The 12978-nt window shown below is 65.1% G+C and carries 10 protein-coding genes; 5 read left to right on the plus strand and 5 right to left on the minus strand.

Annotation, left to right across the window (positions count from 1 at the left end; all coding sequences use genetic code 11):
* Positions 1 to 422 precede the first annotated feature (422 nt).
* Entirely contained in the window at positions 423 to 1295 is an 873-nt protein-coding gene (locus tag WBG82_RS05490) for an alpha/beta hydrolase (protein WP_424422348.1), read from the plus strand.
* A gap of 5 nt (positions 1296 to 1300) precedes the next feature.
* Here the strand turns inward: WBG82_RS05490 and WBG82_RS05495 are convergent, their stop codons facing one another.
* Both WBG82_RS05495 and WBG82_RS05500 read right to left on the minus strand, forming a co-directional pair.
* Entirely contained in the window at positions 1301 to 3037 is a 1737-nt protein-coding gene (locus tag WBG82_RS05495; protein ID WP_424422351.1) for an N-acyl-D-amino-acid deacylase family protein, read from the minus strand.
* Between the two features lie 125 nt (positions 3038 to 3162).
* Positions 3163 to 4107, minus strand: coding sequence for an aldo/keto reductase (locus WBG82_RS05500; RefSeq protein ID WP_424422354.1), 945 nt, complete (start codon positions 4105 to 4107; stop codon positions 3163 to 3165).
* A gap of 241 nt (positions 4108 to 4348) precedes the next feature.
* On the opposite strand from WBG82_RS05500, the gene WBG82_RS05505 reads away from it, so the two are divergent.
* On the plus strand, positions 4349 to 5617 hold the full coding sequence (locus WBG82_RS05505; RefSeq protein WP_424422357.1) for an LLM class flavin-dependent oxidoreductase: 1269 nt from the start codon (positions 4349 to 4351) through the stop codon (positions 5615 to 5617).
* Complete coding sequence (locus WBG82_RS05510; protein ID WP_424422359.1) at positions 5617 to 6393, plus strand: alpha/beta fold hydrolase; 777 nt, start codon at positions 5617 to 5619, stop codon at positions 6391 to 6393. The genes WBG82_RS05505 and WBG82_RS05510 overlap by 1 nt, the downstream gene beginning before the upstream one ends.
* Positions 6394 to 6501: 108 nt before the next feature.
* On the opposite strand, the gene WBG82_RS05515 is transcribed toward WBG82_RS05510, so the two are convergent.
* Together WBG82_RS05515 and WBG82_RS05520 are read right to left on the minus strand one after the other, a co-directional pair.
* The gene (locus WBG82_RS05515; RefSeq protein WP_424422362.1) at positions 6502 to 6909 is read right to left on the minus strand and encodes an MAPEG family protein; all 408 of its coding nucleotides are present in this window, start codon (positions 6907 to 6909) and stop codon (positions 6502 to 6504) included.
* A gap of 85 nt (positions 6910 to 6994) precedes the next feature.
* Positions 6995 to 8551 (minus strand): AMP-binding protein, encoded by a 1557-nt coding sequence (locus tag WBG82_RS05520; protein ID WP_424422365.1) that lies wholly within the window; start codon positions 8549 to 8551, stop codon positions 6995 to 6997.
* Positions 8552 to 8685: 134 nt separating this feature from the next.
* Between WBG82_RS05520 and WBG82_RS05525 the strand changes: the two genes are divergently transcribed.
* Together WBG82_RS05525 and WBG82_RS05530 are read left to right on the plus strand one after the other, a co-directional pair.
* Positions 8686 to 9756 (plus strand): lipid A deacylase LpxR family protein, encoded by a 1071-nt coding sequence (locus WBG82_RS05525; RefSeq protein WP_424422368.1) that lies wholly within the window; start codon positions 8686 to 8688, stop codon positions 9754 to 9756.
* A gap of 85 nt (positions 9757 to 9841) precedes the next feature.
* Entirely contained in the window at positions 9842 to 10981 is a 1140-nt protein-coding gene (locus tag WBG82_RS05530) for a DUF819 domain-containing protein (protein ID WP_424422371.1), read from the plus strand.
* A 17-nt stretch (positions 10982 to 10998) separates the two neighbouring features.
* Here the strand turns inward: WBG82_RS05530 and WBG82_RS05535 are convergent, their stop codons facing one another.
* Complete coding sequence (locus WBG82_RS05535; protein ID WP_424422512.1) at positions 10999 to 12882, minus strand: potassium transporter Kup; 1884 nt, start codon at positions 12880 to 12882, stop codon at positions 10999 to 11001.
* Positions 12883 to 12978 lie beyond the last annotated feature (96 nt).

The raw sequence follows: 12978 nt of genomic DNA on the forward strand, positions 1-12978 counted from the left end.
CGCTGCCCCCGTGCGCGCTGCCCCCGTGCGCGCTGCCGGAGTGCGCGCCGTCTTGCCGCTTCCGCTCCTGCGTCTTTCCGTCATGCCGATCCCCGTTCGATGTTCCATGCACGGCGCCGGCCTCGACGCCTTCATTGATCAGAGTGCCGACATTGCCCCTCCCGTTCAAGAGCGCCATTGTGGGGGCGCGGCCGCGCGGCGATACCCAATTCGATCCGCATTCCGCATAATGTTGGCAGTTTGGTAAGCGTTCCTGTCGTTAAATCCGCTCACACATGGGGAAACGCCGGTGCCCGTTGGCGCGCCCCTTCATTTGGGGATTATGTCCCCCGAGGAACAAAGAGCCGCCACATGGCAAAATTCCTGTCCCTCACCAACGCCCCCAGGCGAGACATTCCGCGCTGCGCGAGCGGTCCTCGGACATGAACACCGCAGACAGAACGCGCATGGGTGACGGCACGCCCGGCGAACGGACGGTCATGCTCATTCACGGCATGTGGAGCGGCCCGCATGTCTGGGAGAATTTCCGGGCCTATTTCGAGGCGAGCGGCTACAGGGTCCTGACGCCCACGCTTCGCCACCACGATGTTGCGCCCGGCGCCCCCGTGAACCCGGCTCTCGCCACGACGAGCCTTGCTCATTATGCGGACGATCTCGAGGCCGGCATTCGCGCCCTCGGCGTCACGCCGTTCATCGTCGGCCATTCCATGGGCGGGCTTCTCGCCCAGATGCTTGCCGCGCGGGGCCTTGCGCGCGGCGCGGCGCTGCTTGCGTCCGCCCATTGCGCGCCTGTCTTCGCGCTCGATCCCATGGTCGCATGGTTCTTCCGCCGGGCATTCCTCACGCCCTTCTGGCGGAGGACGCAGCTTCCCTCCTACGGCACCATGCGCTGGGGCGCGCTCAACGGCCTCGACGAAGAGGAGGCGCGCAGACTTTATACGACGCTCATACCGGAATCGGGACGGTGCCTCGCCGAAATGGCCTTCTGGTATCTCGACCCGCGCCGAGCGGCCCATGTCGATGCACGCAAGGTCACCTGTCCGCTCCTCTTTCTCACCGGTAGCGAGGATCGCCTCACTCCCGCATCCATCGCCTGGTCGACTGCCGACTACTATGGCGGCAAGGCGCGCATCGAATTCCTGCGCGGGCGGGCGCATTGGCTGCCGAGCGAGCCCGGCTGGGAGGAGATCGCCGCGAGGGTCGAGCGCTTCTTCAGGACGGAAACGCCGCTCTCCCGAACGAGAACGGGCGCAGCCGAAGCCGCGCCCGAACGCTTTCTTCCCCTTCCCGCCTGAGCGGACTATTCGGCCGCGCGCAATGCGGGCGCGGGCTGCTCGCCCCGCACGAGCCTGCCCGGAAGGGCGCCCGTCGCCTCGCCATCGCGATAGATCACCTGTCCGCTCGCGATGGTCACGACATAACCTTCCGCTTCCTGCATCAGACGGCGTGCGCCCGAAGGCAGGTCATAGACCATATGTGGCGGCTTCAGGCGCAGGCGCTCGAAGTCGATCACATTGACGTCGGCCTTGTAGCCCGGCGCGACGACGCCGCGATCCCTGAGGCCGATCGCCTCTGCGGTATCCTTCGTCTGACTCTTCACCACGAAAGGCAGATCGAGCCTTTCGCCGCGCGTGCGGTCGCGGCACCAATGGGTGAGCATGTAGGTCGGCACGCTGACATCGCAGATCGCGCCCACATGCGCACCACCATCCGACAGGCCGAACAGCGTGTTCGGATTGCGCATCATGGTGAGCGTGTTGTCGAGGTTGAAATCCGTGTAGTTGTGCAGCGGGAAGAACAGGAATCCCGTGCCGCCATTCGCCGTCAGAATGTCATAGACGATGGCATCGGGGTTCTCGCCCGTGGCCTTGGCGCGCGCGGCGATGCTCTCCTCGGGCGCGGGCTCGTAATTCGGCGGATCGCCGAGATCGAACATCTTGTGATAGGCGCCGGCGAGCGAATTGACGAAGGGATGGCCCGCCTCCGGCGCCTCGGCGATGAGCTTCGCGCGGAAAGCCGGATCGCGCATCACCGCCATGCGCTCGGCGAGCGGCAGATGAGCGATCGCCTGATAGGAAGGCCGCGTGACGAAGGGATGGACCGAGCCCTGAAGGCCGAGCATGAGGCCCACGGGGCGCCCCTGCACCTGCGCCTTGATGGGCAGGCCCTGCGATGCCGCTCCATCGAGGCGCCTCATCAGCTCGCGCCACTGGTCGGGCATGACGTCTGCCTGCACCATGGAGAAGCTGAGCGGCCGCCCGGAAACGCGCGTCAGTTCCTCGATGAGCCCGAACTCGTGATCAATCTCGCGGAAATCTGACACCCATTGCAGAACGCCCGTGCCCGCATCGCGCAGCGCCTCGGCGATGGCGACCATCTCGGCATCGGCGGCGCCGAGCGTCGGCGTGAGGTCGCCATCGGCCGTCCTGTGCACCATTGTCCGCGTCGTCGAGAAGCCGATGGCGCCGGCATCGATCGCCTCGCGCGTCAGCCGCTTCATCTCGGCGATCTCGTCGGCGGTTGCCGGCTCGCGCTTCGCGCCGCGCTCGCCCATGACATAGACGCGCAGCGCGCCATGCGGCACCTGCGTCACGATGTCGATGTCGTGCGGCAGCTTCTCGATCGCATCCATATATTCGGCGAAGCTTTCCCACTGCCAGGAAAGGCCCTCATGAAGCGCCGCGCCCGGAATATCCTCGACGCCTTCCATGAGGCGGATGAGCGTGTCGTGATCGCTTGAGCGCACGGGGGCGAAGCCGACGCCGCAATTGCCCATCACGACCGTTGTCGAGCCATGAATGGAGGACGGCGTGACGCGGCTCTCCCAGGTCACCTGCCCGTCATAATGGGTGTGGATGTCGACCCAGCCCGGCGTGACGAGAAGACCCTTCGCGTCGATCTCCTCGCGGCCCTTCGCCGCTACCTTGCCAACCTCGACGATACGGCCCTTGTCGATCGCCACATCGGCCTCGCGCGGCGCGCTGCCGGTGCCGTCAACAAGCATTCCGCCTCGAATGACGATATCCACTTCCGCCATGTCGTTACCTCCTGGAGTTTCGATTTCTTGTTGGGAGGCAGTCTAGACGGGGGAGGCGGCTGGGGGAAGACGTGCAAACCTCCCCGAACCGGGCGCAGATCCGCGCGGATCGATGCCTTGCCGGGTCAGAACCTGAAGGTGATCTTCCCCACCTCCGCCAGTTCCTCGGCCGAAAGCTCCCACTCGCCCGCCTTCACATTCTGCTCGACCTGTTCGGGCCTCGTCGCACCCGCCATGACGCTCCCGACATGCGGTTGCGAGGCGAGCCAGCCGATGGCGAGATCGAGCAGCGAGCGGCCGCGCGCGGCGGCGAAGGCTTCGAGCTTCTCGACGAGGTCGAAATTCGCCTCCGTCAGGATGGCTTTCGCGCGGTCGCCCATGAGGGTGAGGCGGCCATCCCCCGGCCCGCCCGTTCCGCGCCTGTACTTGCCTGTCAGCATGCCGCTCGCCAGCGGGAAGTAAGGAAGGATGCTCGCCCCATAGGTCCTGGCGGCGGGCACAAGCTCCAGCTCGATCTTGCGGTCGAGGAGGTTGTAGTGGTTCTGCGCCGAGATGAACCTGGCGCCGCCTGCCTCCCCTGCCAGATACCACGCCTCGACGAGCTGCCAGCCCGCGAGATTGGACGAGCCGATATAACGCACCTTGCCCGAGCGGACGAGATCGTCGAGAGCTGCAAGCGTCTCCTCGATAGGCGTCTCGGGGTCGGGGAAATGAAGCTGGTAGAGGTCGATATAATCCGTGCCAAGACGTTTGAGGCTTGCCTCGACGGCCTGCACGATATAGCGGCGCGAGGCCCCTCGCATATAGTCGCCATCGCCCATCGGCAGGCCGAACTTCGTCGCCACGACGACATCCTTGCGGCGCTGTCCCAGCGCCTTGCCGAGCATCGTTTCGGAGCCGCCCTTGTTGCCATAGGCATCGGCCGTGTCGAAGAAGGTGATGCCGAGATCAAGCGCCTTTCCGACCACCGCGTCGGTTGCCGCCTGATCGCATTTCATCCCGAAATTATTGCAGCCGAGACCGACGACCGACACCTTGAGGCCCGACCGGCCAAGCACCTTCATGCGCATCGCATCCTCCCGAAATTTCCCGCGACCGAACCGGATGCAGCATAGCGCCATTGGCGTCCGCCTGCGCTAACAGCGCTGTCAGCAATGGCACATGCGGCGCAATTGCACCCCCTGGGCAAATTGACTAGAATCCCGGCCTAGGGGAATTACCCTAAAAACAAGGACGGGCCGCAACAGACCCGAAAATGGGCGCGCTCCCCCGGGGCAAGCGGACCGGGCCTGTCTCAGGAGGAGGAGACGCATGAAGTTCACATGGTTCAATCTGATGCCATGGCCCTATCTGCCGGACGACTTCCGCGAGAAGTACCGCTCGGTCTGGGTCGACATCCCCTCGAAACTCTTCGATCCGGCGAAGAGCCATGAGGTCTACAACACTCATATCGACCTGCTCGAATATGCCGCGACGCTCGGCTTCGATGGCATCGGCGTCAACGAGCACCACCAGAACGGCTACGGTATCATGCCGTCTCCGAACATCATCGCGGCGGGGCTTGCCCGGCGCACGAAGGATGTCGGCATCGTCGTACTCGGCAACTCGATCGCGCTCTACAATCCGCCGGTGCGCGTCGCCGAGGAATTCGCCATGCTCGACTGCATCTCGGGCGGCCGCCTCGTCGCGGGCTTCCCCGTCGGCACGTCGATGGACACGAACTATTGCTACGGCCAGATCCCGGCGCTGACCCGCGAGAAATATCAGGAAGCGCACGATCTCATCATGCGCGCCTGGCACGATCCCGAGCCCTTCGCCTTCAACGGCCGCTACAACAAGCTCCGGCATGTGAACATCTGGCCGCGGCCGATCCAGCAGCCCAATCCGCCGATCCACATTCCCGGCGGCGGCTCGGTCGAGACCTACGACTTCTGCATCGACAACACCTATTCCTATTCCTACCTCTCCTTCTCGGGCTATATCCGCGCGCGCGCCCTTCTGCAGGGCTATTGGGACCGCGTCGCCCAGCGCAACGCGCCCGACACCTCGCCCTATCGCGCGGGCTTCGCGCAGACGATCTGCGTCGCCGAGACGGATGAGGAAGCCGAGCGTCTCTACTCGGAGCATGTGAGCTACTTCTACAATCGCTGCCTCCACGTCTATCCGGGCTTTGCCGACGCGCCGGGCTACCGCACGATCAAGACGATCCAGACCGGCGCGCTCTCGCAATACGCGCCGCCCATCGGCGGCTATGCGTCGCTCACCTGGAAGGACCTCGTCGAGCAGGGCCACGTCATCGCCGGCAGCCCCGAAACGGTGCGCCAGCGCATGGAAGAGCTCATCAAGGGCCTCCATGTCGGCAACATCTTCTGCCTCCTGCATGTCGGCGACATGCCGAAGGACAAGTGCATGTATTCGACCCGCCTCTTCGCCGAGAAGGTCATGCCGAAGCTCCGCAACATGTTCCCCGAACATGCCGATGACGGACGTTTCTGGTGCAAGCCGCTGGCGAAGCAGGTAACGCCGGGCAACCTGCCGAGCGAGGCGGCGGTGGCGGCGATGGTGGGAGGAAAGGACTGATGGAAACGAAAACCGTCAAGACGCATCACGCGCCCGTTCGCTACTTCGAAGGCGGAAAAGGTGCGCCGCTCGTCTATCTGCATGGCGCGGGCGGCGTCACCGCGGAGGACCCGCTGCTCAACAAGCTCGCGGAGAGCCATCACGTCTTCGCGCCGCTGCTGCCGGGCTATGGCGATTCGGAAGAATGCGGCGAAATCCGCGACATGCTCGACTTCACGCTGCATACGGCGGATGTGGTCGAGGCTCTCGGGCTCAAGGACCCGATCCTTGTCGGCCATTCCATGGGCGGCATGATCGCCGCAGAGATGGCCGCCATCGCGCCCAACGACTTCTCGCGCCTCGGCCTCATCTGCCCGGCGGGTCTCTGGCTCGACGATCATCCGATCCCCGATCTCTTCGCCATGCTGCCCTATGAGATGCCGCAATATCTCTTCCACGACGTGGAGGCGGGCACGAAGCTCATGACGGCGGGCGTCGCGCTCGACGATCCGGAATGGCTCAAGGGCTTTCTCGTGCAGAACGCCCGGCAGATGGGCATGGCGGGCAAGATCCTCTTCCCGATTCCCGAGCGCGGCCTCTCGCAGCGCCTCTACCGCATCAAGGCGAAGACCGTGCTCGTCTGGGGCGACAGCGACAGGCTCATTCCGCCGGCCTATGCCCATGCCTGGAAGAAGGCGATCAGAGGCGCGGAACTCGTCTCCATCCCGGAGGCGAGCCACATGGTGACGCTGGAAAAGACCGCCCAGGTCGCCGCGGCGCTCGCCAGGCTCGGATAGCCGGACACGACATCGACATTCGGCGTCACATAATAAGAAACGGACGTTGGATAGGAGCGAAGGGCCGTCCCGAAAGGGGCGGCCCTTCTGCTATGCGGCGCCCTCTTCTCAGAGATGCGTCGCGATGGCTGCCATCACCAGGGCGATGAGATCGCCGACGACAAGGATCCCCGTCGCGATGATGCCGATGCTGAAGCCCAGCTCGCGCTTTTCGGCGGCCTTGTAATAGCCGAGCGCGTAAACGACCCGGCCGATCGGATAGAAGACGCCGACAAGCGCCGCCCAGAGATCGCCGATGGTGAGCGCGAAAAGCCAGAGCGCGGGCAGGAAGAGCACGAGACCTTCCAGCGTGTTCTCATGCACACGGATGACGCGCATGAGTTCGTCCGGCCCGCTCATCGCGGGCGCGGGCACCTTGTGCCGGCCACGGGCGCGGCCGACCTGGAGGGCCATCCAGAAATAGACGAAGAGTGCGAGCAGGGTCACAAGACCCGTATGCGGATAGGCAAATGACATGCGTTGCTCCCCCTGAGCCGGTTCGATGGAACGAGGTTACACGGCCGCTTGCGCGCGCCCAAGAGCCATGCCGGGCGAAGCCCTCTCAGATCTTCTTCTCGCCCTGCCAGTAGCGGTCGCGCACCGAGCGCCGCACGATCTTGCCCGAGGGCATGCGCGGCAGATCGTCGGTGAAATCGACCGAGCGCGGACGCTTGTAGCCCGGCAGACGCTCGGCGGCGAAGGCGAGGAGCTCCGCCTTGAGCGCGTCGCCGGGCTCGACCCCCTCATTGAGCTGCACGACCGCCTTGATCTCCTCGCCCCATTCCTCATTGGGCACGCCGACAACGGCGACATCATAGACGGCGGGGTGCTTCAGCATCTCCTCGTCGATTTCCGCCGGGTAGATGTTGACGCCGCCCGAGATGATGACCTCGGCGCTGCGTCCGGTGAGGAAGAGGAAGCCGTCGGCGTCGAGATAGCCCATGTCGCCCATGGTGAAGTAGTCGCCGCGATAGGCGCCCTCGGTCTTCTCCGGCGCCTTGAAATATTCGAAGCGGCCCTGCGCGGGCGCCTGGAAATAGATGGTGCCGACCTGATCGGGCCCGAGCGCGCTCCCCTCCTCATCGACCACCTTCATGACGACGCCGGGGAGAGGCTTGCCGACCGTTCCCTTCTTCTGCAGCCATTCGCGGCTGTCGACGAAAATGCCGCCGCCCTCCGTCGCCGCGTAATATTCGAAGAGGATCGGCCCGAGCCATTCGATCGAGCACTCCTTCACATGCGCCGGGCAAGGGGCCGCGCCATGCAGCACCCAGCGCAGGCTCGAATAATCGTATTTCTGCCGCAGCTCCGGCGCGAGGCTCAGCATGCGGTGGAGCATGGTCGGCACGACATGGGTGTGGGTGATGCGGTGCTTCTCGACGAGACGCAGCGTGTCCTCCGCGTCCCATTTGTCCATGAGCACGCAGCCGACGCCCGCATTGAGCGGGAAGTTGAGATTGAGCGCCAGCGGCGCCGCGTGATAGAGCGGCCCGGTGACGAGCGCCATGTCCTCGCCGGGGCGGAATTGTGCCGTCTCCGCGAGCTTCGCGTTCAGCGGCGTCACGGGCGGCGCCTCGCGGCGGAAAACGCCCTTCGGATGGCCCGTCGTGCCGGAGGTGTACATCATCTGCGTGCCGAGCACGGGATTGTCGATGTCGTGCCCGGCCTCGGCCTCGACCATGGCGTCGTAAGGGGCAAAGCCCGGAATCTCTCCGCCGACGGAAAGCCTGATCGCGGCGAGCGGCGACATGGCGGCCGCCTCCTGCGCGCTCGCTGCAAACCGCACATCGGCGACAAGCGCCTTCGCCTCGCAATTACCGACGATATAGCCGACCTCGGAGCCCTTGAGGTGCCAGTTGATCGGCGTCAGCCGGAAGCCGCCGCGCTGGCAGGCGGCCACCACCTCGGCGAATTCCGGGCGATTGGAACAGAGAAGCGCCACCGCATCGCCGGTCTTGAGCCCCGCGCCGCGCAATGCGCGCACCAGGCGGTTCGCCCGCGCGTTGAGTTCGCCATAGCTCCGTCCGCCCGCCTGCGAGATGATCGCCGGCCTCTCGGGCGCCTGCGCCGCGTGCCAGGCGATGAGCATGCCCTTCGCCTGCGCTTCCTCCCTGCTCATGCGAGCCGCTGTTCCAGCCACATTCATGTCATCCTCCCCAATTGCGGTTTCATGTTATTTTCTTCCGCGCGATCATTGGACAGCGGCCGGTTTCCCGCCGTCAAGCTCTCCTCGAAAGGCCACTGGACTCCGGTATGACGAACACGCCCGGCCCTGCCCTCCGTCTGATTGCTCTTTCCCTCCTCGCCACCATCCTGACCGCTTTTCAGCCCGCCTCGGCGGAGAGCGCGGAGCCGGCCGATAACGGCTTTCTGACCGTTCAGGCCGAGAACGACCTCTTCGCCAAATTCGCCAATACGGACCGGCATTACACGAACGGCGCGCAGATATCCTGGCTGTCGGGCCCGCGCGACGATCTGCCGGAATGGCTGCGGACGCTTTCCGCGCCGCCGGTCTTCGCTCTTTTCACCGACGATGCGGAGGTCGTCCGCACGAGCCACCGGATCGGCGTGAGCGTCGCCCAGGCGCTTTTCACGCCGGATGACACCAATCAGAGCGCGCCCATTCTCAACGACCGGCCCTATGCCGCATGGCTCCACACCACCTTCACGCTGCAAAGCGTGCGCGAGAACGCGGCGCATGAAACCTGGCAGGATCAGTGGAAGCTCGATCTCGGCGTCGTCGGGCCCTGGGCGCTCGGACGGCAGACGCAGAACGGCTGGCACCGGCTCATCGGCGTCGATCAGGCGAGCGGATGGACGAATCAGCTTCGCAACGAGCCCGGAATCAATCTGAGCTTCGAGCGCGCCTGGCGCTCGGCGACCTTTTCGACGCCGCGCATGTTCGGCCTCGAAACGGATATCATCCCCTATGGCATCGTCGCGCTCGGCAATGTGCAGACCTATGCGGGCGGAGGCGGCACGTTCCGCATCGGCCCCGCGCTGCCCAATGATTTCGGCCCGACGCGCATCTATCCCGGCATTGGCGGTTCGGAATGGTTCCACAGCGCCAACGGTTTCGACTGGTATCTCTTCGCGGGCGCCGAGGCGCGCGCCATTGCGCGCGACATCTTCCTCGACGGCAACACTTTCCGCGACAGCCAGAGCGTCGACAAGAAGGTCTTCGTCTTCGACGGCAAGCTCGGCGCCGTCGCTGTTCTCGGCGCGACGCGGGTGAGCTTCACCCATGTCTTCCGTACACGGGAATTTTACGGCCAGCCCAAGCCCGATCAGTTCGGCTCGATCTCCGTGAGCTTCGGCCTCTGAAGCTCGACCCTCGCCCCAGCCGGCTTGTAATTCGCCCGACGTTCCGCATGATGAACGCCATTGAACGAGTTACGCGGGAATGGACATGACGGGCTCACTCATCTCGGCCGATAACAGTTTCGGCCTCGTGGCCGCTTTTTTGTGCGCGGCGGCCTTCGGCGTCTGGTCGGAGGGAACGAGGCTCGGCAAGGTGCTGTCCGGCGTCATCCTCACCATCGGCGCGGGCGCGCTTCTCTCCAATCTGCGCATCCTGCCCTTCGCCTCGACCTTCCACGATCTCGTCTGGAGCTACGCCGTTCCGCTCGCCATTCCGCTTCTCCTCTTCAAGGCGGATCTGCGGCGCATCATTCCGGAGACGGGACGCCTGCTCTTCGCCTTCGCCCTTGCCTCGGTCGGCACCATCGCCGGGGCGATCGCGGGATTTCATCTAATCGATCTCGGGGCTGACGGGCCGAAGATCGCCGGCACGATCGGCGCAAGCTGGATCGGCGGCTCGGTGAATTTCGCCGCCGTCTCGCAGATGCTCGAGCTGAAGGACGGAGCCGTTCTCGGCGCGATGGCCGCGTCCGACAATGTGGGCGGCACGCTCTTTCTCACTCTGCTCGTTCTCCTGCCGGGCTCGGCGCTCATCCGCCGCCTCTTTCCCTCGCGCGTGATCGACGAAGCGCCGGTCGAGGACGACGCCATCGAGGCGCAGGAGCGCAACCATTTCCATATCGCCGATCTCGCAACGGCGCTTGCTCTCTCGGCGCTTTGCTGCTTCGTGGGCTATGTGGTCGCGGGCCTTGCAGGCATTCCGCAGTTCGGCGTGCTCTTCGTCACCATCGCGGCGCTCGCGCTCGCCAATTTCTTTCCGCGGCGCATGCACAGGCTCAATGGCGACTTCGATCTCGGCATGTACTTCATGTACATCTTCTTCGCGGTCGTGGGCGCGGGCGCCGACGTGCTGCTCATGGTGCAGACGGCGCTTCCCATCTTCGCGTTCACGGGCGTGATGGCGGCGGTGCATCTTGCTTTCGTCCTTGGCGGGGCGAAGCTCTTCCGCATCGACCTCGCCGAAGCGCTCATCGCTTCCAATGCCTGCGCGCTCGGCCCCGCAACGGCTGCCGCGCAGGCCGCGAGCCAGCGCTGGCGGACGCTCGTCACACCCGCCGTGATGTTCGGCGTGCTCGGCTATGCGATCGCCAATTTCATCGGCGTGGCGCTGGCGCAGTTCCTCGGTTGAAATGAGGGCCGAGGCGGTCAGACCTCGGTCTTGGTGCCCAGTTCGACCACGCGGTTCGGCGGGAGCTGGAAATATTCCGTCGGCCCCAGCGCATAGTCCATCAGCAGAATGAAGAGCCGGGACTGCCAGGCCGGCATCTTGGACGAGTGCTCATGCACGAGCGTCTGGCGGCTGACGAAGTAGGACGTCTCCATTGGCGGGAAATCGAGGCCGAAGGTGCGGCAGCGCTCGAGCTGCTCGGGCACGTCCACCTGCTGCATGAAGCCATGCCTGATCTCGATGCGGGCGAAACCGTTCGACAGGGTCTCGACCTTGAGCTGCTCGGCGAGCGGTACGCGCGGCGTGTCCTCCGTGCTCACGCGCAGCAGCGCCACGCGCTTGTGCAGAACCTGATTGTGCTTGAGGTTGTGGAGCAGCGCCGTCGGCACGACATCGAGATTGGCGGTGAGGAAGACGGCCGCGCCCTTGACGCGCTGGATCTTCTGTTCGGATGCCTGCCGGAGCAGCGTGTCGAGCGGCACGGCGCCGTCGAGGAACTGCTCGGCGAGGAGCTTGCGCCCGCGCCGCCACGTCTCCATGACGATGACGATGCTGATGCCGACGGCGATTGGAAGCCAGCCGCCCTCCAGCACCTTCGTCAGATTGGAGACGAGGAAGCTCAGATCGACCGTCAGCAGCAGGAGCGCGAAGGCGGCGACGGGGATCAGCGGCCATTTCGCGATGCGGTAGTAATAGTAAAAGCCGATGCAGGTCGTCATGACCATGGTGCCGGTCACGGCGATGCCATAGGCATAGGCAAGGCGCGAGGACGTCTCGAAGCCGAGCACCACGGCGAGCACGCCCACCATCAGCGCGGCGTTGATCTGCGGAACATAGATCTGGCCCGATTCGCGCGCCGAAGTGTGGCGGATGCGGAAGCGCGGCAGCCAGCCGAGCTCGACCGCCTGGCTCGTCACGGAGAAGGCGCCCGAGATCACCGCCTGCGAGGCGATGATCGCCGCCATGGTCGCGAGGATGAGCAAAGGCACGCGCAGGATTTCGGGCGCGAGGAGGTAGAACGGATTTTCGATGGCCGTGGGTTCGTAGAGAAGAAGCGCGCCCTGGCCGAAATAGTTGAGAATGAGCGCGGGCCAGACGAGCGATATCCAGACACGGCGGATCGTCGCGCGTCCGAAATGGCCCATATCGGCGTAGAGCGCTTCCGCGCCGGTGATGGCGAGGACGACCGCGCCGAGAAGCGCCAGCGGATGCGTGTGCCCGGCTATCAGAAGCGCGAAGCCCGGCCGCGGATCGAGCGCGGCGAGCACGGCCGGATGCTGGACGACACCATAAATGCCGAGCGCACCGATCGCCACGAACCAGGCGGTCATCACCGGGCCGAAAAGCGCGCCCACCCGCGCCGTTCCGTTGCGCTGGGCGAGGAAAAGGCTGACGAGGAGCGCCGCGGCAATGGGCATGGTCATGCCGCTGAAGACGGGCGAGATGACTTCAAGACCCTCGACCGCGCCGAGCACTGAGATCGCCGGCGTCAGAATGCCGTCGCCATAAAAGAAGGCCGCGCCGAGCATGCCCGCGCCGGTGATCGCGGTGGCGAGCAGGCTTCCCGAGCGCGCCTTCTTGAGCGCGAGCGCCGTCAGCGCCAGCACGCCGCCTTCGCCCTTGTTGTCGGCGCGCAGAATGAAGACGACATATTTGATCATCACGACGAGCGTGATCGCCCAGAAGACGAGCGACAGCACGCCGGTGACGGTTTCCGTCGTCGGCTTCAGGCCCACTGCGGGATCAAAGCACTGGCGGATGGTGTAAAGCGGGCTGGTCCCGATATCACCGAAAACAACGCCAATAGCTGCGACATGGAGAGCAAGCCTGAGCGGCTGGCGCTCGACTTCGGACGAGGCGATGCTCAACGGCTGGAGCCCCCTGGGTTGCGAGGGGGCGCATGCTGTCCGATGAGCGCCCCAAGGTCAACACACTCCGCCCGCGAACGAGCCGGGCGG

Origin of the sequence: Parvibaculum sp. (assembly GCF_049671045.1) — a bacterium.
Taxonomy (GTDB): domain Bacteria; phylum Pseudomonadota; class Alphaproteobacteria; order Parvibaculales; family Parvibaculaceae; genus Parvibaculum.